Source organism: Caulobacter sp. GW821-FHT10C03 (assembly GCF_059415485.1).
Genome location: NZ_JBWKNI010000009.1, coordinates 100,858 through 121,166 on the forward strand (window position 1 = coordinate 100,858; position 20,309 = coordinate 121,166).

Annotated in this window: 22 protein-coding genes; 9 read left to right on the forward strand and 13 right to left on the reverse strand. The window is 68.2% G+C overall.

The features are described 5' to 3' along the window. Window positions 1-12: 12 nt before the first annotated feature. The 5 genes from AC07NG_RS13745 to AC07NG_RS13765 form a co-directional block, all read right to left on the reverse strand. Window positions 13-798 (reverse strand): ABC transporter ATP-binding protein, encoded by a 786-nt coding sequence (locus AC07NG_RS13745; protein WP_494594574.1) that lies wholly within the window; start codon window positions 796-798, stop codon window positions 13-15. 14 nt (window positions 799-812) lie between these two features. Continuing rightward, a complete protein-coding gene (ntrB, locus tag AC07NG_RS13750; protein ID WP_487290780.1) occupies window positions 813-1,745 on the reverse strand; it encodes a nitrate ABC transporter permease in 933 nt (310 codons plus the stop codon). A 25-nt stretch (window positions 1,746-1,770) separates the two neighbouring features. Continuing rightward, window positions 1,771-3,072 (reverse strand): CmpA/NrtA family ABC transporter substrate-binding protein, encoded by a 1,302-nt coding sequence (locus AC07NG_RS13755; RefSeq protein WP_494594575.1) that lies wholly within the window; start codon window positions 3,070-3,072, stop codon window positions 1,771-1,773. Window positions 3,073-3,087: 15 nt separating this feature from the next. Then, window positions 3,088-4,476 (reverse strand): alginate export family protein, encoded by a 1,389-nt coding sequence (locus AC07NG_RS13760; protein ID WP_494594576.1) that lies wholly within the window; start codon window positions 4,474-4,476, stop codon window positions 3,088-3,090. Between the two features lie 603 nt (window positions 4,477-5,079). Next, a complete protein-coding gene (locus AC07NG_RS13765; protein ID WP_487290777.1) occupies window positions 5,080-5,715 on the reverse strand; it encodes a TetR/AcrR family transcriptional regulator in 636 nt (211 codons plus the stop codon). A 168-nt stretch (window positions 5,716-5,883) separates the two neighbouring features. Here AC07NG_RS13765 and AC07NG_RS13770 point away from each other — a divergent pair, with 168 nt between their 5' ends. The 5 genes from AC07NG_RS13770 to clpA all read left to right on the forward strand — a co-directional run bounded on the left by AC07NG_RS13770 (window position 5,884) and on the right by clpA (window position 12,084). Next, entirely contained in the window at window positions 5,884-7,296 is a 1,413-nt protein-coding gene (locus AC07NG_RS13770; protein WP_494594577.1) for a glycosyltransferase, read from the forward strand. Between the two features lie 17 nt (window positions 7,297-7,313). Beyond that, window positions 7,314-8,225, forward strand: coding sequence for an RsmD family RNA methyltransferase (locus tag AC07NG_RS13775; RefSeq protein ID WP_110119028.1), 912 nt, complete (start codon window positions 7,314-7,316; stop codon window positions 8,223-8,225). A gap of 5 nt (window positions 8,226-8,230) precedes the next feature. Next, on the forward strand, window positions 8,231-9,025 hold the full coding sequence (locus tag AC07NG_RS13780; RefSeq protein WP_494594578.1) for a TrmH family RNA methyltransferase: 795 nt from the start codon (window positions 8,231-8,233) through the stop codon (window positions 9,023-9,025). A 384-nt stretch (window positions 9,026-9,409) separates the two neighbouring features. Next, a complete protein-coding gene (clpS, locus tag AC07NG_RS13785; protein ID WP_101715544.1) occupies window positions 9,410-9,739 on the forward strand; it encodes an ATP-dependent Clp protease adapter ClpS in 330 nt (109 codons plus the stop codon). 11 nt (window positions 9,740-9,750) lie between these two features. Further along, window positions 9,751-12,084: an ATP-dependent Clp protease ATP-binding subunit ClpA gene (gene clpA, locus AC07NG_RS13790; RefSeq protein ID WP_494594580.1), complete on the forward strand. Its 2,334-nt coding sequence runs from the start codon at window positions 9,751-9,753 to the stop codon at window positions 12,082-12,084. Window positions 12,085-12,138: 54 nt separating this feature from the next. On the opposite strand, the gene AC07NG_RS13795 is transcribed toward clpA, so the two are convergent. Then, entirely contained in the window at window positions 12,139-12,576 is a 438-nt protein-coding gene (locus AC07NG_RS13795; protein ID WP_492857261.1) for a BLUF domain-containing protein, read from the reverse strand. Between the two features lie 122 nt (window positions 12,577-12,698). On the opposite strand from AC07NG_RS13795, the gene AC07NG_RS13800 reads away from it, so the two are divergent. Next, the gene (locus AC07NG_RS13800) at window positions 12,699-13,040 is read left to right on the forward strand and encodes a CCDC90 family protein (protein WP_492857260.1); all 342 of its coding nucleotides are present in this window, start codon (window positions 12,699-12,701) and stop codon (window positions 13,038-13,040) included. 17 nt (window positions 13,041-13,057) lie between these two features. On the opposite strand, the gene AC07NG_RS13805 is transcribed toward AC07NG_RS13800, so the two are convergent. From AC07NG_RS13805 to AC07NG_RS13815, 3 genes are read right to left on the reverse strand one after another with little or no spacing between them, the layout of a single operon-like run. Further along, complete coding sequence (locus tag AC07NG_RS13805; RefSeq protein WP_492857259.1) at window positions 13,058-13,360, reverse strand: hypothetical protein; 303 nt, start codon at window positions 13,358-13,360, stop codon at window positions 13,058-13,060. Beyond that, window positions 13,345-13,650: a hypothetical protein gene (locus AC07NG_RS13810; RefSeq protein ID WP_492857257.1), complete on the reverse strand. Its 306-nt coding sequence runs from the start codon at window positions 13,648-13,650 to the stop codon at window positions 13,345-13,347. Before AC07NG_RS13810 ends, AC07NG_RS13805 begins: the two co-directional genes overlap by 16 nt. A gap of 53 nt (window positions 13,651-13,703) precedes the next feature. Continuing rightward, window positions 13,704-14,135 (reverse strand): HIT family protein, encoded by a 432-nt coding sequence (locus AC07NG_RS13815; RefSeq protein WP_494594583.1) that lies wholly within the window; start codon window positions 14,133-14,135, stop codon window positions 13,704-13,706. 63 nt (window positions 14,136-14,198) lie between these two features. Between AC07NG_RS13815 and AC07NG_RS13820 the strand changes: the two genes are divergently transcribed. Together AC07NG_RS13820 and AC07NG_RS13825 are read left to right on the forward strand one after the other, a co-directional pair. After that, window positions 14,199-14,780, forward strand: coding sequence for a DUF4287 domain-containing protein (locus AC07NG_RS13820; protein ID WP_494594687.1), 582 nt, complete (start codon window positions 14,199-14,201; stop codon window positions 14,778-14,780). A gap of 53 nt (window positions 14,781-14,833) precedes the next feature. Next, window positions 14,834-15,319 carry a pyridoxamine 5'-phosphate oxidase family protein gene (locus AC07NG_RS13825; protein ID WP_494594585.1) on the forward strand — a complete coding sequence of 162 codons (486 nt, stop codon included), beginning with the start codon at window positions 14,834-14,836 and terminating at the stop codon, window positions 15,317-15,319. A gap of 185 nt (window positions 15,320-15,504) precedes the next feature. Here the strand turns inward: AC07NG_RS13825 and AC07NG_RS13830 are convergent, their stop codons facing one another. The 4 genes from AC07NG_RS13830 to AC07NG_RS13845 form a co-directional block, all read right to left on the reverse strand. Then, window positions 15,505-16,665, reverse strand: a complete 1,161-nt coding sequence (locus AC07NG_RS13830; RefSeq protein ID WP_494594586.1) for a GNAT family N-acetyltransferase — start codon at window positions 16,663-16,665, stop codon at window positions 15,505-15,507. Then, entirely contained in the window at window positions 16,662-17,435 is a 774-nt protein-coding gene (locus AC07NG_RS13835; RefSeq protein WP_494594587.1) for a glycerophosphodiester phosphodiesterase, read from the reverse strand. The genes AC07NG_RS13830 and AC07NG_RS13835 overlap by 4 nt, the downstream gene beginning before the upstream one ends. Continuing rightward, complete coding sequence (locus tag AC07NG_RS13840) at window positions 17,435-17,893, reverse strand: RidA family protein (protein WP_494594589.1); 459 nt, start codon at window positions 17,891-17,893, stop codon at window positions 17,435-17,437. The genes AC07NG_RS13835 and AC07NG_RS13840 overlap by 1 nt, the downstream gene beginning before the upstream one ends. 185 nt (window positions 17,894-18,078) lie before the next feature. After that, on the reverse strand, window positions 18,079-18,513 hold the full coding sequence (locus tag AC07NG_RS13845) for a phasin family protein (RefSeq protein ID WP_487289765.1): 435 nt from the start codon (window positions 18,511-18,513) through the stop codon (window positions 18,079-18,081). 371 nt (window positions 18,514-18,884) lie between these two features. Here AC07NG_RS13845 and AC07NG_RS13850 point away from each other — a divergent pair, with 371 nt between their 5' ends. Beyond that, the gene (locus tag AC07NG_RS13850; protein WP_492857246.1) at window positions 18,885-20,195 is read left to right on the forward strand and encodes a D-alanyl-D-alanine carboxypeptidase family protein; all 1,311 of its coding nucleotides are present in this window, start codon (window positions 18,885-18,887) and stop codon (window positions 20,193-20,195) included. Window positions 20,196-20,309 lie beyond the last annotated feature (114 nt).

Genomic DNA, 20,309 nt, shown 5'->3' on the forward strand with positions numbered 1-20,309 from the left:
CTCCCCTCCCCCCTACGCCGCCCGCCGCGTGTAGAGGAACTCGATCACCGCCGCCCGGGCGTGGACGTACGAAGCATCCTCCGCCACGGCCAGGCGGTCGCGCGGCCGGGCCAGATCCACCGGGCGCACCTCGCCGATCGTCGCGCGCGGGCCGTTGGTCATCATCACGATGCGGTCCGACAGCAGCACCGCCTCGTCGACGTCGTGGGTGACCATCAGCACGGTGTTGTTCAGGGTCGCCTGGATCTCCATGACGCTGTCCTGCAGGTGCGCGCGGGTCAGGGCGTCCAGCGCCCCGAACGGCTCGTCCAGCAGCAGCACCTTGGGCTGCATGGCCAGCGCCCGGGCGATGCCGACCCGCTGCTTCATGCCGCCGGAGATTTCCGAGGGCCGCTTGTCCTTGGCGTGGGTCATCTTGACCAACTCGAGATTGTGCAGCGTCCAGTCGCGGCGCTCGGCCGCCGACTTCTTGCCGCCGAACACCTTGTCGACCGCCAGCTGCACGTTCTCGCGCACCGACAGCCACGGCAGCAGCGAGTGGTTCTGGAACACCACCGCCCGCTCCGGCCCCGGCGCGCTGACGGCCTCGCGGTCGAGGATCACCGCCCCGGTGGTGGCCGGCACGAGGCCCGCCACCACGTTCAGCAGGGTGGACTTGCCGCAGCCCGAGTGGCCGATGATCGAGACGAACTCGCCCTTCTCGACCTGCAACTCGACGCCGCGCAGCACTTCGGAAGCGCCCGCGCCATGCCCGAAGGTGATGCAGAGGTTCTCGATGGAGAGATAGGCCTTGCCCATGATCTTTCCCCTTCTCAGCTCGCCGCGTTGCCGCGGGAGACGATGCGGCCCGCGAGGGCGACGATGCGGTCCAGGGCGAAGCCGGTCAGGCCCACCCACGCCAGGGCCACGACGATGTCGGAGATGCGCGAGGCGTTGTACTGGTCCCAGATGAAGAAGCCGACGCCGACGCCGCCCAGCAGCATTTCCGAGGCGACGATGGCCAGCCAGCTCATGCCCACCCCGATCCGCAGGCCCGTGAAGATGTAGGGCGTGGTCGCCGGCAGCAGGATCTTGAAGAAGTATTCGATCGGCGACAGCCGCAGCACCCGGGCGACGTTGCGATAGTCCTCGGGGATGTTCCTCACGCCCACGGCGGTGTTGATGATGATCGGCCAGATCGAGGTCACGAAGATCACGAACAGGGCCGACGGATTGGCCTCGTGGAAGGCCGCCAGCGAGATCGGCAGCCAGGCCAGGGGCGGCACCGTCCGCAACACCTGGAAGATCGGGTCGAGACCCCGGTGCGCCCAGCGGTTGGCGCCGATCAGCACGCCCAGGCCGACGCCGACCACCGCCGAGATCGAGAAGCCGAAGGCCACCCGCTTGAGGCTGGTCAGCACGTGCCAGAACAGGCCCTTGTCCACCCCGCCCCGGTCGTAGAACGGATCGACGATCAGTTCCTTCGACTCCAGCCAGATGCGCGAAGGCGACGGCAGGCCGTCATAGGAGTCGCCGCACACGCCCTGCCACACGGCCAGTATGACCAGCACGGTCAGGGCCGGCGGCAGGACGGCGGCCGCGACCGCTCCCGCCCGCCGCGCCAAGTCGGCCGCCCCTGGGACTCTTGGGGCGGCCGACCCGGCCTTCGCCGCCGACGCCGTTGCCGGCGGCGGGGACGCTCCTTGGGCCGTCACCGGGGCCGCGACGGGCGCGGCCTCGGCGAAGTCGGGCTTGGGATAGGTCATGAGCTTTCCTCCCCTCGGGCCTTTCTCAGGCGAGCTTCTTGATGGGTTGGCTGGCGAGATACGCGCCCGGATTGGCCGGATCGAACACCTTGCCGTCGAAGAACTTCTCGGGGCCGCGGCTGTCGCCGGCGGGGCCGGTCTGGCCGATGCTCTTGGCCGCCGCGCGCCAGATGTCCGAGCGGTTGACCTTGTTGACCAGGGCCTGCTTGTTGGTGTTCTGCGGGATCACGCCCCAGCGGATGTTCTCGGTCACGAACCAAAGGTCGTGCGACTTGAAGGGGAAGCTGGCGTTGTCGGCCCAGAACTTCATGACGTGCGGCGAGCCGGTGACCTTGCGGCCGTCGCCGTAGTCGATGACGCCCTGCTGGCGGGGCAGGATGTCGCCCATCGGCACGTTGATGTACTGCCGGCCCGAGACGATCGAGCACATGGCCGCCTTGTTGGCCTGCTTGTCGCACCACATCTGGGCTTCCAGCACGGCGGCGGTCAGGGCCTGGGCGGCGCGCGGATACTTGTCCACCCAGTCGGCCCGCATGCCCAGCGCCTTCTCCGGATGGTTCATCCAGATCTCGCTGGTGGTCGTGGCGGTGTAGCCGATCTTCTGGTTGACCGTCTGGCCGTTCCACGGCTCGCCCACGCAGAAGGCGTCCTGGGTGCCGGCCTTGAGGTTGGCCACCATCTGCGGCGGCGGGATGACGATGGTCGAGACGTCGATGTCCGGATTGATGCCGGCCGCCGCCAGCCAGTAGCGCACCCACAGGTCGTGGGTGCCGCCCCGGAAGGTCATGGCGATCTTGGCGATGTTGCCGGCCGCTTTCAGCTGGGCGAACTTGGCCTTGGCCCCGCCCGCCTGCAGCCCGACCTTCACGGCCTTCAGGTCGTTGCCGACCGAGATCGCCTGGCCGTTGGTGTTGAGCCTGGCCAGCACGTACATCGGCAGCGGCTTGCCGCCGGTCTGGACGCCCAGGCTGAACTGCAGCGGCATGGGCGACAGGATGTGCGCCCCGTCGATGCCGCCGCCGCCCGAACCCAGCACCAGGTTGTCGCGGGTGGCGGCCCACGAGGCCTGCTTGACCACCTCGATGTCGGGCAGGCCGTGCTTGGCGAAGAAGCCGCGCTCCTTGGCGATGATCACCGGCGAGCTGTCGGTCAGGGCGATGAAGCCCAGGCGCGCCTTGGCGGTTTCCGGACCCGCGCCGGCGGCGTGGGCTCCGGCCGGGAACGCGGCCTTGACGGCGGCCATGGTGGCGGCGGCCCCGATCAGGGCGGTGCGCCGGGAAACACCCATGGAAGCGCCCTGCGAAAGGATCTTGTCGGTCTTGGTCATGATCGGCGTTCCGTCTCAGAGCTTGTATTCGAGGGTGAACCAGGCCTTGGTCCGCGAGGCTGGCGGGGCCAGGGTCCCGGCCGGCACGGTCGTTTCGCGCTGGAAGTCGGCGTACTTCAGCTGCACCGAGAGCTTGGGCGTGATCGCCGCGGTGACCTGCACGTTCCATTCGCTGCCGAGGTCGGCGCCGGTGCGCTGGTCGTTGAAGTCGTGGTAGCGGACCACGACGTCGCTGTTGAAGAAGTAGGTCCGCTTGAAGCGCGGCTTGACGTTGAGGCTCAGGTTCAGGTCCTCCAGCCCGTCGGCGAAGCCCTTGTTGCCGCCCCCCGTGACGAAGGCGTCCGACCAGCCGTTGAAGGCGTGGGCGGTGGCCAGCGGCGTGGTGAAGCCCCGCGTTCCGTTCCCCTCCAGCGACTCGTAGGAGAGCTTGAGGGTGTAGATGTCGAACGTGCCGGCCACGTCGCCGCCGACATAGTCGAGGTCATAGGCGGCGGTGTTGCCGTGATAGTCGCTCTGGCGGGCGAAGGTGGCGTTGTAGGCCAGCTGATAGAGCCCGACCCAGGTCTTGCCCGAGGCCTTGGCGCCCTTGGTGATCGACGAGTTGATCGCCGAATTGCCGAAGTCCAGCGCGTAGACGAAGCCTTGCAGGCGTAGCGCCTCGGCCGGCGACCAGGTGACGTTCAGCAGGTGGCTGTCGCTGTCCCAGTCCTTCAGCTCGCCCAGCACCCGGTTGACGTGGTTGATGTAGGCGTAGGTCCCCTTCACCCGGCCAAGCGCGAAGTCGGCGCGCACGCCGTCGAAGGTCTGCTCGTCCTGGCGCCAGGCGACGGCGCCGACGAAGCGCTGGTCGTCGATCAGGATGCGCTGGCGGCCGGCGGTGACCTGCAGGGCCGCGCTGGGCGTCCAGGTCACCTGGGCGCGGTTCAGTTCGGTGACGTCGGGATCGTTGACGATCGGATAGCGGGCCTTGTCGGCGCCGTTCAGCGGGGCGGTCGTCGCGCCCGGCACGTTGACGGCGTAGTGCTCCTCGCCGATCTGACGGACGTCCTCGAACTCGATCAGGCCCTTGAGGCCGTGGAACTCGGCGGTCTCCCAGCCAAGACGCGTGCGGACGGTGAAGGCCGAGGCCTTGTCGGCCAGGTTGGCCTGGTCGACGCTCTCGTAGCGGGCGCGGACCTCCAGGATCACCTTGCCGGCCGCGACCTGGTCGCTGAACGTCGGCGGCGGCGCGGGCGTAGGCGGCGGCTCGGCCGGCTCCGGCGCGGGCTCCGCAACCGTTTCCGGTGCGGCTTCCGTGGCCGCCGGTTGCTCCGGCGTCGCCGCCGTTTGGGCGTAGGTTCCCGTCGCCCACAGCAGCGCCGCGAGCCCAGCGCCGAGCGTGAGCCCGGCCCTCTTCGTGTTCATACCTCTTCCCCTCAGGCAAAAAAAAAACGCCCGGCGAGGGCGTGAGCCCCCTCCGGACGTCGTTGTCCAAAACAGTCGCCGACCCCGTCGTCGGCGTAGGTCCTTCAAGGACCCTCGCAGGACGTCGTTGCCCCGCGTGTCGCCATCAGGGACGCACCACGTCGGGACGCCGACAATCTGAAAACCGGCGTTATCGACCATTTCGCGGGTGCGGCGCCCGTTTCTGCGCAGCAGCACGGCGCCCAAAGCTTGGGCGGCGCCCGGAAAGCAGGCGCCACCCTCCCCTCACGGACGATGACCGGCGAGGACTCGCCCGCGCCAACCCCTGGCGACGCAAGGCTTTGAAGGCATCTGGTTACCGGAAGGGAGGTGTGGAGTCGGGCCGACGCTGGCGCGCTTCCGACCCAATTCGCCCGATCCCCCCGCGCGTCATCCCGGGCGGAGGGCCGCGCAGCGGACCGTAGACCCGGGACCCAGGGGACTGGGCGTGGAGGTCAGGTCGACCATGAAGGCTGTCGCCGCTGCATTGCGGCGGCCCCTGGGTCCCGGCTCTCCGCGCTGCGCGCTACGGCCGGGATGACGAAAAATTGGAGTGGGGACGCCCTACTCCGTGATCAGCCCGTGCAGCACCCCGTCGAGCGTGACCTGCATCAGCTCTTCGTGCGGAGCCCAGTTGCGGCTCGGCTTGGTGATGACCAGCGAGACGATGCCGTGGCAGGCCGCCCACAGCACCTGGGCGGCGCTCTCGGCGGTGCCGGTCTTCAGCCGGCCGGCGGCGGCGATCTCGCGGATCGGACCGCTGAACTCGTCGAAACAGGCGTCGCCGAGGTCGGACACGGCCTGCTGCTTCTCCACCGAGATCGCCTCGCTCGAGCCGCAGAACACCAGCTGGTAGGTGTTGGGATTGTCCAGGGCGAAGCGCATGTAGGCGTCGAGCATGCGCCGCACCTTCTCCACCGCGTCGACCGGCTCGTGCGACAGGGCGACATTGATGGCCAGCAGCTGCTCGATGGCCTCGCGGCCGATCTCCAGCAGGATCTGGTCCTTGTCGCGGAAGTGCATGTAGAGCGCGGTCGAGGACACGCCCACGGCGTCGGCGATCTTGCGGATCGTCGCCCCCGCGTAGCCCTCGGCGATGAAGATCTTCTCGGCGGCGGCCAGGATCTCGCCCCGGCGCATGTGCCCGTCGCCCTTCGGCTTGCGGGCGGACCTGGTCGGCTTCTTCAACGCAACGGTCACGATACGGTACTTCCTCCCTCTTCCCCGATCTGACAGTAAACGGGAATCACCCAGGGCCGACAAGCGCGCCGCAGCTTTTGCGTAGAACGCGTATTTTTCTGTTTGACACTTTATAGTTGAGTTAATCGAGTCGCTCCCACCGATCAGGCCTAGTTGTGGGGGAACGACATGGCGCGCGAAGACCGGCGGCTGCACGTCGAGGAGCAGGACCATCACGTCCTGGCCGATCCGCCGCTCGTCGCACCCCTGCCGCTCGCCGACGGGGCGCATCGCCGACTGAGCACCGGCCAGGGCGTCGCGCTGATCCTGATCGCCATCGTCCTGGCCGCGAGCGCGGCGCTGGCGCCGAGGATCACGCTGGCCGCGCTCGGCTGGACGGGCCTGGCGCTCTTCGCCCTGCTGGCCTCGCTGCGGCTCGTGGCGGCCTGCACGCCGCCACGGCGGATCCCGGTCCCGCCCCTGCCCGACGCCGACCTGCCCGCCTATACGGTGATCGCCCCGCTCTACAAGGAAGCCTCGGTCGCCGCCGAACTGGCGGCGGGCCTCGACCGCCTGGACTATCCGCGCGACCGCCTCCAGGCCCTGATCATGCTGGAGGCCGACGACGTCGAGACCATCGCCGCCTTCCACGCCCTGGACCTGCCGGCCTTCATCCAGGTGCTGGTCGTTCCGCCCGGCGCGCCCAAGACCAAGCCTCGCGCCTGCAATCACGCCCTGGGCCGCGCCCGCGGCGAGCTGCTGGTGATCTACGACGCCGAGGACGCCCCCGATCCTGGCCAGTTGCGCGAAGCCGCCGCCCGCTTCGCCGCCGGTCCGCCCGACCTAGCCTGCCTGCAAGCGCCGCTGCGCATCGAGATCCCGGCCATCTCCGGGTTCCTGCCCCGCCAGTTCCAGCAGGAATACGCCGCCCATTTCGAGGTGCTGCTGCCGGCCCTGGCGCGCTGGCGGCTGGCCTTTCCCCTGGGCGGCACCAGCAACCACTTCCGCGTCGAGGCCCTGCACGCCGTCGGCGGCTGGGACGCCTTCAACGTCACCGAAGACGCCGATGTCGGCTTCCGCCTTGCCGCCGCCGGCTACGCGCTGGACGTCATCGCCCCGCCGACGCTGGAGACCGCCCCGACCAGCTGGAAGGCCTGGCGGCCGCAGCGGGCCCGGTGGATCAAGGGCCACCTCCAGACCCTGGCGGTTCATCTGCGCGGCCCCGCCGTTCGCCGGCCGCGCGTGGCCCTGGCGCTGTTCCTCACGCTGGTCCTGTCGCTGGCCTCGACGCACCTGCACGCGCCGATCTTCGCCGGCGTGATGCTGATGCTCGCGCTCGACCTGCTGCCCGACGGCCAGGCCGCGATCGACGGCGCCGGCCTGGTGCTCTTCTTCTATGCCTGGGGCGCTTCGGCCATCGCCGCGGTCGTCGGCCGCCGGCGCGCGGGCGGCCGGGCCAAGTGGCTGGACCTGCTGGGCCTGCCCCTGATCTGGCTGGCGCAGGGCTGGGCCGGCTGCCACGCACTGGTCCAGTTCGTCCTGCGTCCGCACCACTGGGACAAGACCCCGCATGCGCCTCGGGCTGGACGACGCTTGGGCTGAGCGCGTATGGCGTGGCCATGCATCCGACCATCGCCGCCTCTCCCATCGTCATGCGCACCGCCGGCTGGGCCGACTACGCCCTGCTCGACAGCGGGCGCGGCAAGAAGCTGGAGCGCTACGGCCGCTACACCGTCGTCCGCCCCGAGCCGCAGTGCTTCTGGGAGCCGCGCCTGCCCGCCCAGGCCTGGGACGAGGCCGACGCAGTGTTCGATCCGTCCGACGAGGACGAGGCCGGCCGCTGGCGCTTCCACGGCAAGCCGATCGAGAAGTTCGACCTCGCCTGGGGCGAGGCGAAGTTCCACGGCCAGTTCACGCCGTTCCGCCACCTGGCCTTCTTCCCCGAGCAGGCCGCCAACTGGGCCTGGCAGGACGAGCGCGTGCGCGCCTTCGTCAAGGCCCGCGGCCGCCAGCCCCGGATCCTCAACCTGTTCGGCTACACCGGCGTGGCCAGCCTGGTCTGCGCCGCCGCCGGCGCCCACGTCACCCACGTCGACGCCTCCAAGAAGTCGGTCGGCTTCGCGCGCGAGAACGCCGCCTTCGCCGGCCTCGCCGAAAAGCCGATCCGCTGGATCGTCGAGGACGCCCGCCGCTTCGTCGCCCGCGAGGTCCGCCGCGGCAACGTCTATGACGGCATCATCCTGGATCCGCCGAAGTTCGGCCGCGGCCCCGACGGCGAGGTCTGGCGCCTGTTCGAGGACCTGCCGGCCCTGACCGCCGACTGCGCCCAGCTGCTGGCGGAAGACGCCGACTTCCTGCTGATGAACGCCTATGCCGCCCGCGTGTCGGGGGCTGCCATGTCGGGCCTGCTGGCCCAGGCGCTCGAAGGCCGGGCCGGCGTCATCGACTGGGGCGAGCTGTCCCTCGTGGAAGACAAGGGCGACCGCCAGATCGGCCTGTCCTTCTTCGCCCGCTGGTCGTCGGAGGCCTGAGCGACATGAGCAACGTCAAGACCGTCACCTCCCTGACCAACGCCACGGTCAAGGCCGTCCGCGCCCTGCACATGCGCAAGGAGCGCGAGGACAGCGGCCTGTTCCTGGCCGAGGGCCTGAAGATCGTCATCGAGGCCATCGACTGCGGCCACGCGCCCAAGATCCTGATGTACGGCCCCGACGCCGCCGACCACCCGATGCTGCAGAAGGCCGCCAAGGCCTGCGCCGCCGCCGGCGGCGAGGTCATCGAGGTCAACCGCGAGATCCTCGAAAAGGTCTCGCGCCGCGACAACCCGCAGGCCGTGGTCGGCGTGTTCCGCCAAGTCTACACGCCGCTGTCGGCGATCGTGCCGCAAAGCGCCGACTGCTGGGTGGCCCTGCAGGCCGTCCGCGATCCGGGCAATCTGGGCACCATCATCCGCACCGCCGACGCGGCCGGCGCCGGCGGCGTCATCCTGGTCGGCGACTGCGTCGACCCCTATTCCGTCGAAGGCGTGCGCGCGACCATGGGCTCGGTTTTCGCCGTCAAGATCGCCAAGGCCAGCGTGCAGGAGTTCCTGGCCTGGCGCGAGGACTGGCCCGGCAGCGTGGTCGGCACCCTGCTGACCGCCACCGTCGACCACAAGAGCGCCGACTACGTGAAGCCGTCGCTGATCCTGATGGGCAACGAGCAGCAGGGCCTGCCGCCCGAACTGGCCGCCGCCTGCGACGTCAACGTCAAGATCCCCATGCGCGGCCGCGCCGACAGCCTGAACCTGTCGGTGGCCACCGGGATCATGATCTATACGGTGACGGGCTGACGAACCTCCCCCTCTGGGGGAGGCGGCCGAAGGCCGGTGGGGGGACGTTTTCAGCTTTCGAAGCGTCGGTCGTCTTCCCCCCACCGATCGCTGCGCGATCTCCTCCCCCACGGGGGGAGGTTCCCTGTGGTGCGGCCACGCCGCCCGCATCATACGCCTGCGGAGAACTCCGCCCCCTTGCGCGACACCACGCCGCACACCATTTCCCCGCCTCGCCGCGGGAACGCTCGGGCCACCTTCGCCGCTCTCCCAAACGTGAAGCCGATTTCGACGGCGCCCCTGTGTTAAAGCGGCGCAGTTGGGCGGCGGCCTCTTCCAAAGCCGCCGCTTTTCCATATCTAATTCATGAAGGCGGGTGATTTGCCCGCCGGGAGAAAGCGGTCGATGGCCGAGCGAAAGCAAGGCGGACAAAATAACGGCGCGGGCTCTTCGGTCGTCACGGAAGTGAAGCCGAAGACGCAGAAGCCCTCGTTGTATCGCGTACTGATCCTTAACGACGACTACACCCCTATGGAGTTCGTCGTTTACGTGCTCGAACGGTTCTTCAACAAGTCGCGCGAAGACGCGACTAGGATTATGTTGCACGTTCACCAGAACGGTGTCGGGGTCTGCGGCGTTTTCACTTACGAAGTCGCCGAGACCAAGGTCGCCCAAGTGATCGACTCAGCCCGCAGACATCAGCACCCGCTGCAGTGCACCATGGAAAAGGATTGAGGAGCCTCCCCTTGCCCTCTTTTTCGCGTCCTCTCGAAGAATCCCTCCACCGCGCGGTGGCTTACGCCAACCAGCGAAAGCACGAATACGCCACGCTCGAACACCTGCTGCTGTCGCTCACCGACGATGACGACGCGGCTGGGGTCATGCGAGCCTGCGACGTGGACCTGACCGCTCTCAAGAAGAGTCTGGTCAATTATCTCGACGTCGAGCTCTCGTCCCTGGTGGTCGACGACGAAGAAGACGCCAAGCCCACGGCGGGCTTCCAGCGCGTCATCCAGCGCGCCGTCATCCACGTCCAGTCGTCCGGCCGCGAGGAAGTCACCGGGGCCAACGTCCTGGTCGCCATCTTCTCCGAACGCGAGAGCCACGCCGCCTACTTCCTGCAGGAGCAGGACATGACGCGGTACGACGCGGTGAACTTCATCGCCCACGGCATCGCCAAGAAGGCCGGCGCTTCCGAGCCCAAGGCCGCCAAGGGCGCGACCGCGGTCGAGGAAGACCAGGAAAAGCCCAACACCAAGACCGGCGGCGAGGCCCTCGAGGCCTATTGCGTCGACCTCAACGAAAAGGCCCGCCAGGGCAAGGTCGACCCGCTGATCGGCCGCGCGAACGAAGTGGAACGCGCGATCCAGATCCTGTGCCGCCGCACCAAGAACAACCCGCTGCTCGTCGGCGACCCCGGCGTCGGCAAGACCGCCATCGCCGAAGGCCTGGCGCGCAAGATCATCACCCACCAGGTCCCCGAAGTCCTGGCGGAAGCGACCATCTACTCGCTCGACATGGGCGCGCTGCTGGCCGGCACCCGCTATCGCGGCGACTTCGAGGAACGCGTCAAGCAGGTGGTCAAGGAACTCGAGAACCACCCCAACGCGGTGCTGTTCATCGACGAGATCCACACCGTCATCGGCGCCGGCGCCACCAGCGGCGGGGCCATGGACGCCTCCAACCTGCTGAAGCCGGCCCTGGCCTCGGGCACCCTGCGCTGCATGGGCTCGACCACCTACAAGGAGTTCCGTCAGCACTTCGAGAAGGATCGGGCCCTGGTCCGTCGCTTCCAGAAGATCGACGTCAACGAGCCGACGGTGGAAGACACCATCAAGATCCTCAAGGGCCTGAAGACCTACTACGAGGACTTCCACAAGCTGAAGTACACCGCCGAGGCCCTGAAGGTCGCGGTGGAGCTGTCGGCCAAGTACATCACCGACCGCAAGCTGCCCGACAAGGCGATCGACGTGATCGACGAGGCGGGCGCGGGCCAGATGCTGCTGCCGGAAAGCCGTCGCAAGAAGATGATCGGCGTCAAGGAGATCGAGGCCGTCGTGGCCAAGATCGCCCGCATCCCGCCGAAGTCGGTCAGCAAGTCGGACACCGAGGCCCTCAAGGAACTCGAGGCCGACCTGAAGCGCGCCGTGTTCGGCCAGGACGAGGCTATCCTGCAGCTGTCCTCGGCCATGAAGCTGGCGCGAGCGGGCCTGCGCGATCCGAACAAGCCGATCGGCTCCTATCTGTTCAGCGGCCCCACCGGCGTCGGCAAGACCGAAGCCGCCAAGCAGCTGGCCTCGACGCTCGGCATCGAGATGATCCGCTTCGACATGTCGGAGTACATGGAGCGCCATACCGTGAGCCGCCTGATCGGCGCCCCTCCCGGCTATGTCGGCTACGACCAGGGCGGCCAGCTGACCGACGCCGTCGATCAGCACCCGCACGCGGTCGTCCTGCTCGACGAGATCGAGAAGGCCCACAGCGACATCTACAACATCCTGCTGCAGGTCATGGACCACGGCACCCTGACCGACTCCAACGGCAAGAAGGTCGACTTCCGCAACGTGGTCCTGATCATGACCACCAACGCGGGCGCCTCCGACGCCCAGCGGCAGTCGATCGGTTTCGGCCGCTCCAAGGTCGAAGGCGAGGAAGAGGCCGCCCTCAAGCGCCTGTTCACGCCGGAGTTCCGCAACCGCCTGGACGCGACGGTGGCCTTCAAGCCGCTGACGCCGGAGATCATCCGCCAGGTCGTGCAGAAGTTCGTCATGCAGCTGGAGGCGCAACTCGCCGACCGCAACATCACGATCGAACTCTCCGACGACGCCGCCGACTGGCTGGCCAAGAACGGCTTCGACGAGCTCTACGGCGCCCGTCCGCTGGCCCGGGTCATCCAGGAGCACATCAAGAAGCCGCTGGCCGACGACATCCTGTTCGGCCGCCTGATCCGCGGGGGCCACGTCAAGGTGGTGCTCGAGAACGGCAAGATCGGCTTCGAGATCGAAAGCGCCTCGGAAGGCAAGTCCGGCAAGTCGCCCTCCGACGAAGGAGAGGCCGAGGAGCCGGCCCTGGCCGAATAAGGCCAGTCGCCAAATGATCAGGGAAAAGGCCCGGAGCGATCCGGGCCTTTTTCTTTAGCGCAGGTGACGCGCGCCGAGCGTGGTGAGCAGGCGCAAGGCCCGCTCCTCGTCGAGGCCGGCGGGCGTGAAGTGCTCCAGCCCCACCTCGGACAGGGCCGAGGCGTCCTCCACCTCCAGCCGACGCTGGCCCATGTTCCAGTCGCGGAACAGCCGCCGCTCGGCCGGGCCGTCGGCGATCAGCACGATCTCGTCGTGGCGCGGGTCGCGACCGATGCGCGCGAAGGCCTCGGCGACGGTCTGGCCCGGCCCTTCCAGCACCTGCAGGAACCGCCCCTCCCCGGCCGCCAGGAAGCCGGTGATGTCGTCGACGCGGTTGTTCTGGATCGACCTGGCGACCACGGCGCGCAGGGTTTCGTCCAACTGCTCGGGATGGGCGGCCCGGCTCGCATAGACCAGGCGATAGAGGCCGCGCCGGGCCAGGATATCGGTCATTCACGGTCCTCGGCCGCTACTGAAGCTCAGGCCGGAGGGTTAAGACGCGGAACCGTTAAAAGGTTCATTCGGCTCACGCGCCGGCTGTAGACAAAACGGGAACAAACGCGTAGCGTGAGGGCATGACCCATGCGGCCTTCGACACCTTGAGCGCCTCCAAGCGCCTGCGTGAAGCGGGCCTGAACGAACGCGCGGCCGAGGCGATCGTGGAACTGGTGCAGCAGACGACCGTGCTCCCCGACATCAGCGAACTGGCGACGCGCTCGGAACTGCAGGCGGTGAAGGGCGAGTTGAAGAGCGAGATCACTTCGGTGCGCAACGAACTCAAGAGCGACATCGCCCTCACCGAGGCCCGCATCCGCACCGACCTCAGCGAGAAGATCCGCCTGCAGGGCTGGGCGCTGCTGGGCGGCATGGCCGTGCTGGTGTCGATCTCCACCGCCCTGATCAAGCTGCTGCCCTAGTCAGCAGCCTTCGGGGCTCAGCCCTGGCCGCGCTCGCGGATGGCCTTCACTTCGCGCCAGATGCGGAACAGGTATTCCACGCTCGCCGCGCCGCCGATGAAGCCGATCGAGTAGCCAAGGCTGTTCAGGAAGGTCGAGATCGACTGGCTGAGCGGCGCCAGGGCCGAGCCCTGCTGAAGCGCCGAGATCACGCCGATCAACTGCACGATGTCGCCAAAGAGGCTGACGATCGCCGCGGCGGCGACGATGCGGGTCACCGGATGCAGGCGGCCAAAGAAGCCCGCCACGCGGTCGGCCGGTGCGTTCAGAGCGTCGGACACGTCGTCTCTCCCTGCGCGCCCATGGCCCGCAACTGATGATAGGTTCGGGCAAGGAACTCGACCCAGGCCGCGCCCGCCACGCTGGCGACGATCGCGCCCAGCCGCAGCAATCCATCGCCCAGCCACCGGGCAAGCCAGGCCTGCAGGAAACCGATATCGGCCGGACCGATCGACGGCATGCGCGTCGCCTCGCCGGCCGCGTAGGCGACGCCGACGAAATAGCCGGCCAGCACGACCAGTTGCAAACCGGCCGCCCCCAGCAGGATCCAGGTGATCGGATGAAGTTTCATGCAGCCCCCGCGCCTCCTATGCAGGCGTTCGCGCGGGGTCGCAACTTCAGGCTTCAGAGCGCCGCGGCGATCTTCGCGGCCAGGGCCTTCAGCTCTTCGGCGTCGGCCATGCCTTCGCCGTGACGGCCCAGCGCCTGGCCCTCGTAGCGGGGGATGACGTGGAAGTGCAGGTGGAACACCGTCTGGCCGGCCGGCGCGCCGTTGAACTGGGTGACGACGACGCCATCGGGCTTCAGGGCCTGCGTCACCGCCCGGGTCGCCTTCTGCACCGCGCCGATCAGCCGCCCCAGGGTCTTGGGCTCGGCCTCCAGCACGTTGCGCGCCTTCGAGGTCTTGGAGATCACCAGCAGGTGGCCCGGCGACTGCGGGAAGGCGTCCATGAAGGCCAGGACCTCGTCGTCCTCGAACACCTTCACGCTCGGGATCTCGCCGCGAACGATCTTGGCGAAGATGTTGTCCGGATCGTAGGTTCCGTGAAGGCTCATGACCGTCTCCATTGCGTGGGACAGGTCCTAGCAAACCAGGGAGGGGGCGCAAGCGTGGGCAAGATCGACGAGGCCGGACAAGGCCTGACCGACCGCCAGAAGAAGTGGTTCGCCTCGGTGCAGGCCAGCCTGGAACGCGACACCGGCAAGACCCTCGCGCAGTGGGTCGAGATCGTCCGCCGCGACTGCAAGGAGACCAAACCCAAGGCCCGCGTCGACTGGCTGAAGGCCAATTACGGCCTGGGCGTCAATCGCTGCGCCCACATCCTGGGCGAGGCCTTTCCGTCGGAACTGGGCTGGGACGACGCGGCGGGCCTGCGCGCGGCGCTGTGGACCGACCCGGCCTCGACGGCGATCCTGGAGGCGATCGAGGCGGCCGTCGCCGACTTCCCAGGCCTCGTCACCGGTCAGCGCAAGGGCTTCACCGCCTGGTCGAACAAGGTGCAGTTCGCCGCCGCCAAGCCGGTTAAGGGCGGAACCGTCTCCCTGGGCCTGGCCCTGACGCCCGACGCCTCCCCTCGCCTCTCCGAACCGAAGAACGAAAGCTGGTCCGAGCGGCTGAAGGCCAAGCTGGCCCTCGCCTCCCCGGCCGAGGTCGACGACGAGGTCGCGGCCCTGCTGAAAGCGGCCTGGGACCGCTCCTGAACGGGAACGCGGGAGGCCACAGCCACGTTTTTGACGGCGGGAGGACAAGAGCCATGTCCAAGGAAGCCGATCTCACCGCCAAGTTCTGGAAAGCCCTCAAGAACGACCGCATGGTGATGCTGGGACTGCCCGACGTCGAGGGCGGCCACAGCCAGCCGATGACCGTCCTGATGGACGGCGATCACAGCGGACCGATGTGGATCTTCACCTCGGCCGACAGCGACCTCGTCGCCGCCCTGCCCCACGAGCGCGACGCGGTGATGCACTTCTCGTCCAAGGGCCACGATCTCTTCGCCCAGATCGACGGCCATCTGCGCATCGACACCGACTTCACCACCGTCGAGCGCCTCTGGAACCCGTTCATCGCCGCCTGGTTCGACGGCATGGACGACCCGAAGCTGCGCCTTCTGCGCTTCGAGCCCGAGCACGCCCGCATCTGGCTGAACGAGAACAGCCTGTTCGCCGGCATGCGCCTGATGCTCGGCCGCGATCCCAAGCGCGACTACTGCGACAAGGTCGCCGAGGTCGTGCTGCATTAGTCCGGATCGACGTTCATTGCCCGCCCCCCCCAATCCGTCTTTCCCCGCGAAGGCGGGGATCCAAACTGACGTTCCGGAGGAGGCCCGGCAGCAGGTCATCCGTCGGCTCGGCTTGGATCCCCGCCTTCGCGGGGATGCTCGGTGGAAATGGGCTCTAGCTTCTGAAAGCCGATCCGCCGAGCGCTTCAGCGCGCCTCGCGGAACGGCGAATATTCCTCGGTGAGCGCCTCGATCTCCTGCGCCACCGCCTCGCGCTCGCGCTCCAGATAGCGCGCCACCGGCTCGCGCAGGGCCGGGTCGGCGATCCAGTGCGCCGAGTAGACCGCGCTGGGCAGATAGCCGCGGGCGATCTTGTGCTGGCCCTGAGCGCCGGCCTCGACGCGCGGCAGGCCCAGCCGGATCGCATGCTCGATGGCCTGGTAGTAGCAGAGCTCGAAATGCAGGAACGGCACGTCCTCGGTGCAGCCCCAGTGGCGGCCGTATAGGCAGTCGCGGCCGATCAGGTTCAGGGCCCCGGCGAGCCACGGCCCGCTCGGCCGACGCGCTAGGATCAGCAGCACCTTGTCGGCCATCCGCTCGTGCAGCAGCGAAAAGAACCGCCGGTTCAGATAGGGCCGCCCCCACTTGCGGGCGCCGGTGTCCATGTAGAAGCCGAAGAAGGCGTCCCAGTGTTCCGCCTTCAGCTCGTCGCCGGACAGAGCCTCGATCTCCAGCCCGTCCTGAGCGTCGCGCCGCTCGCGGCGGATGGTCTTGCGGCGGTTCGACGACAGGGCCGCCAGGAAGTCGTCAAAGGTCGCGTAGCCTGCGTTTTCCCAGTGATACTGCTGGTCCTGCCGGCGCAGCAGGCCGCGATCGCCCATCCAGTCCCATTCGTCGGCGGTCGGGAAGGTCACGTGCAGCGACGAGGCCTTCAGGCGGTCGCACAGGGTCAGCGCCCCACCCAGCAGAGCCGAGCGCGCCTCGTCGGGATCGACGTCGGGCCGCGCGATCAGCCGCGGCCCCGTCACCGGCGAGAACGGCGCCGAGCACTGGAGCTTGGGATAGTAGTCGCCTCCCGCCCGCTCGTAGGCGTCGGCCCAGGCGTGGTCGAAGACGTATTCGCCCTGGCTGTGGTTCTTCAGATAGAGCGGCATCACCCCGCCGATGGCCCCATCCACGTCGGCGACGCTGACGTGATGCGGCGCCCAGCCGGTGCGGTCGCCGGCGCAGCCGCTCTCTTCGAGGATGTCGAGGAAGTCAAAGCTGACGAACGGGTCGCCGGACGGACCGGCGCAGGCGTCCCAGGCTTCCTTGCCGATATCGGCGATGCGGCGGTGGATGCGCACCTCCGCCTTAAGCGAACTCACGCCGTGAAGCCCTCGAAGATCAGGTTGTCGCAATGGTCGGAGACGGCGTCCCATTGGTCCTGGGAGCGCACCGTCCAGGCGATGATCGGCATGCCCTTGCCCCGGAACACGTCGGCGCGCGCGCTCGGCAGCATGTCGAGGCCCAGCGCCAGGAAATCGGGCCGCGCCAGCTCCACCTGCTCCAGCGCCGCCAGCGACTTGCGCAGCTCCGGCGCCAGCTTGCGGGCGTTGTCGTCGTTCCAGCCGTAGGAATCCAGACCCCGCAGGATCTGCGGATGATGGTCGGCGAACCAGGCGTGCGAATAGGGATTGAAGCCGATCACCGCGATCGGACCGTTGTGATCGATCAGGATCTCGGAGACCTTCTTTTCTAGTTCCCCCACTTCGCCGAACGGGGTCTTGAGCTCGATATAGACCATGGCCCGGTGGCCGATCACCGCCAGGGCGTCGGCCAGGGTCGGGATAGTCTCGTCCGTGTCCGACAGCTTCAGCGCGCCCAGTTCGGCGGCGGTGTGGTCGCGCAGGCGGCCCTCGGCGCCGGTCAGCCGCTCCAGGCGATCGTCGTGGAAGACCACCGCCTGTCCGTCGGCCGTCAACTGCACGTCCAGCTCGATGGCGTAGTCCTTGGCGCAGGCGGCCTGGAAGGCGGCCAGGGAGTTCTCCGGCGCGCCGCCCGGCGTCCACAGTCCGCGATGGGCCACGGGCGGATCGAACAGGCGCTCCCACGCCTCGCCGAACACCTCGGTCCCGGGTCGCGGACGGGCGCGCATCAGAAGACCTCCACCACGGCGTCGACCTCGACGGCGAAGCCCAGCGGCAGCTTGTAGACGCCGACGGCCGAGCGGGCGTGACGGCCGGCGTCGCCGAACACCTCGACCATCAGGTCGGAGGCGCCGTTGATCACCTTGGGGATGTCGATGAAGTCCGGGCCGGCCTGCACGAAGCCGCCCAGCTTGACGATGCGGGCCACCTTGTCGAGGTCGCCGGTCGCGGCCTTGATCTGGGCCAGCAGGTTGATGCCGCACAGGCGGGCGGCCTTCTGGGCGGTCTCCAGGCCGACGTCGACCCCGACCGTGCCCTTGATGCCGCCAGAGGCGTCGAGCGAGATCTGGCCGGAGATGTGGACGAGATTGCCCGACCGCACGAACGGCACGTAGTTGGCCACCGGCGCCACCGGTTCCGGCAGCGTGATCCCGAGACCCGCCAGACGCTCTTCCACCTTCGACATTCAAACGCTCCCTTACCGAGTGCGCATGCTTAGCAAGGGGAAGCCTTCGCACAAGAAAAAAGGCCCGGACGCACCGTCCGGGCCAAAGGGCCCAAGAAAAAAGGCCCGGACGCGAGGTCCGGGCCGAAAGGCTGGGTAGATCTGCGAAACGGCCCGCAAGCGGGGCCGTTACGAATTCGGTTTGGTTAGCGAGCGGCCTGGAACTTCTCGACCGTGGCGGTGACGCGCTCGTTCAGCGGCTTCACCGAGTCCTTGATCGAGGCCGAGACGATCTCCGAAGCCTTGCTGACCTGGGCGATGTAGGCTTCCAGGGCCGACTTGGCCCAGGCGGTCTGCAGCTCGACGGCTTCCTGCACGCTCTTGGCCGAAGCCAGGGCCTTGGCGGCGGCGACTTGGTCCTCGGCGGCCTTCTTCGAGTAGGCGAAGGCTTCGGCGCCCAGGGCTTCGGCGCCCTTGGTCGCGGCGGTCACCGAAGCGACGACGGCTTCGAGGTTCTTCTTCGAATGGGTGTTGGCCTCGGCCAGGGCGGCGAGCGACTTGTCGACGCCGTCCTTGAACGCTTGGTTGCCGGCGGAGGTGTATTGCTCGACGGTGCTCTTCAGGGTCTCGGTGACGGCCATGGGGAAGGCTCCTGGGCAGGTGGCGGGGCACGGGTTCGAGCGACGGGTGGAATGAGACGTTCCGCGGCCCTGCCCCATGCGTTGGGACGACATGGTTTTCTCATGTTGCAGTGCAGCAGTCAAACGTTTTTGTGCAGCGCACCATAACCTAGGGTGAAGCTGCTCCGTGCGCTGAGTTCCCGCATGGCGCGAACGCGACGCGGCGATGAACCAACGGAGGCGAAGCGTTGCCGCAACGCCCAAGTTTTATCTCATTCTGCGGCGAAATCGCTCACCAGTTGTTTACTTTGGCGTAAGGCGACAACGCGCATGCTAGGTTCACGCGTGTGGCGGTGCGGAACCGCTCAGTTCAAATGACGGACGTTTGTCGCATGTTCGCCAAGCTTAACTCCGCCCGTAGCCTCCTCGTCGCCGTCGGCTTCGCCGCGGCCGCGCTGGTCGGCGTCGCTGCTCCCACCGTCGCTTCGGCCCAGATCCCGTACCTGCAGCTCAACGCCGCGGAACCCAAGTACGCGGCCATCGTGATCGACGCCAATTCGGGCGAAGTCCTTTACGACAAGCGTGCCGACAGCCCCCGCTATCCGGCGTCGGTCACCAAGGTGATGACGCTGTACCTCACCTTCGAGGCGCTCAGCGAAGGCCGCCTGAAGCTGACCGACCGCGTGCCGATCTCGCCGCGCGCCGCCGCCCAGGCTCCGACCAAGATGGGCCTGCGCCCCGGCGACAGCCTCAGCGTCGACGAGGCGATTCGCGCCATGGCCGTGAAGTCGGCCAACGACATCGCCACCGCCATGGCCGAGAAGCTGGCCGGCAGCGAAAGCCGCTTCGCCGCCCTGATGACCCTGCGCGGTCAGGAACTGGGCATGCGCAACAGCCGCTTCGTCAACGCCTCGGGCCTGCCCGACAGCCGCCAGATCAGCACCGCCCGCGACCTGGCCATCCTGTCGCGCGCCACCATGCGCGACTTCCCGCAGTACTATTCCTACTTCAGCCTCAAGGGCTTCGAGTTTCGCGGCAGCTACGTGCGCGGCCACAACCGCCTGCTCAACAGCATGGACGGCTTCGACGGCCTGAAGACCGGCTACACCAATGCGTCCGGTTACAATCTCGCCGGCTCGGCCGTGCGCGACGGCCGCCGCCTGATCGCCGTGGTCCTGGGCGGCTCCTCGACCGCCTGGCGCGACAACAACATGGAAGACCTGCTGACCACGGGCTTCGACGTGCTCAAGCGCCGCTCGCACGGCGAGCGCACCACCATCGCCGCCAACCTCTATGAGGACGAACCGACCGGCCCGATCATGCGCCCCTCGTCCGAAGAGGGCGACGGCGACCAGGCCGGCCTGAAGATCGTCCTGACCGACAACCCCAAGCCCGTCCCGGTGAAGGTCTCCCCCACCCTCAAGGCCGCCAAGGACGCCGCCAAGCCGGCGCCGAAGAAGGTCAAGGGCGAGTGGAGCGTCCAGGTCGGCGCCTTCCAGTCCAAGAGCCTGGCCAACAAGCAGCTGGGCCTGGTGCGCGACCGCTTCGCCAAGGCCGTGGCCGACGCCGAAGGGGCCGTGGTCGGCGCCGCTGGCGGGGCCTTCCGCGCCCAGTTCCAGGGCATGACCGCCGAGGCCGCCCGCGCCGCCTGCTCGGCCATCACCGCCAAGCGCCAGCCCTGCATGGTCATCGCCCCGCGCTGATCCGGCCTGGAGCCAGAAACAGAAAAGCCGGCGACCTCGCGGTCGCCGGCTTTTTCTTTGCGCTTGAACGGGTCGCCCCCGCCTCCGAGCATCCCCGCCTTCGCGGGGATTGAA

Coding starts and splice junctions, on each gene's coding strand:
- AC07NG_RS13835 (WP_494594587.1), bottom strand. CDS start 17,435: ATGCGCGCCCGTCCGCGACCCGGGACCGAGGTGTTCGGCGAGGCGTGG.
- AC07NG_RS13810 (WP_492857257.1), bottom strand. CDS start 13,650: ATGAAACTTCATCCGATCACCTGGATCCTGCTGGGGGCGGCCGGTTTG.
- AC07NG_RS13825 (WP_494594585.1), top strand. CDS start 14,834: ATGTCCAAGGAAGCCGATCTCACCGCCAAGTTCTGGAAAGCCCTCAAG.
- AC07NG_RS13755 (WP_494594575.1), bottom strand. CDS start 3,072: ATGACCAAGACCGACAAGATCCTTTCGCAGGGCGCTTCCATGGGTGTT.
- AC07NG_RS13840 (WP_494594589.1), bottom strand. CDS start 17,893: ATGTCGAAGGTGGAAGAGCGTCTGGCGGGTCTCGGGATCACGCTGCCG.
- AC07NG_RS13815 (WP_494594583.1), bottom strand. CDS start 14,135: ATGAGCCTTCACGGAACCTACGATCCGGACAACATCTTCGCCAAGATC.
- AC07NG_RS13800 (WP_492857260.1), top strand. CDS start 12,699: ATGACCCATGCGGCCTTCGACACCTTGAGCGCCTCCAAGCGCCTGCGT.
- AC07NG_RS13780 (WP_494594578.1), top strand. CDS start 8,231: ATGAGCAACGTCAAGACCGTCACCTCCCTGACCAACGCCACGGTCAAG.
- AC07NG_RS13770 (WP_494594577.1), top strand. CDS start 5,884: ATGGCGCGCGAAGACCGGCGGCTGCACGTCGAGGAGCAGGACCATCAC.
- AC07NG_RS13850 (WP_492857246.1), top strand. CDS start 18,885: ATGTTCGCCAAGCTTAACTCCGCCCGTAGCCTCCTCGTCGCCGTCGGC.
- AC07NG_RS13845 (WP_487289765.1), bottom strand. CDS start 18,513: ATGGCCGTCACCGAGACCCTGAAGAGCACCGTCGAGCAATACACCTCC.
- AC07NG_RS13760 (WP_494594576.1), bottom strand. CDS start 4,476: ATGAACACGAAGAGGGCCGGGCTCACGCTCGGCGCTGGGCTCGCGGCG.
- ntrB (WP_487290780.1), bottom strand. CDS start 1,745: ATGACCTATCCCAAGCCCGACTTCGCCGAGGCCGCGCCCGTCGCGGCC.
- AC07NG_RS13775 (WP_110119028.1), top strand. CDS start 7,314: ATGCATCCGACCATCGCCGCCTCTCCCATCGTCATGCGCACCGCCGGC.
- AC07NG_RS13795 (WP_492857261.1), bottom strand. CDS start 12,576: ATGACCGATATCCTGGCCCGGCGCGGCCTCTATCGCCTGGTCTATGCG.
- AC07NG_RS13745 (WP_494594574.1), bottom strand. CDS start 798: ATGGGCAAGGCCTATCTCTCCATCGAGAACCTCTGCATCACCTTCGGG.
- clpS (WP_101715544.1), top strand. CDS start 9,410: ATGGCCGAGCGAAAGCAAGGCGGACAAAATAACGGCGCGGGCTCTTCG.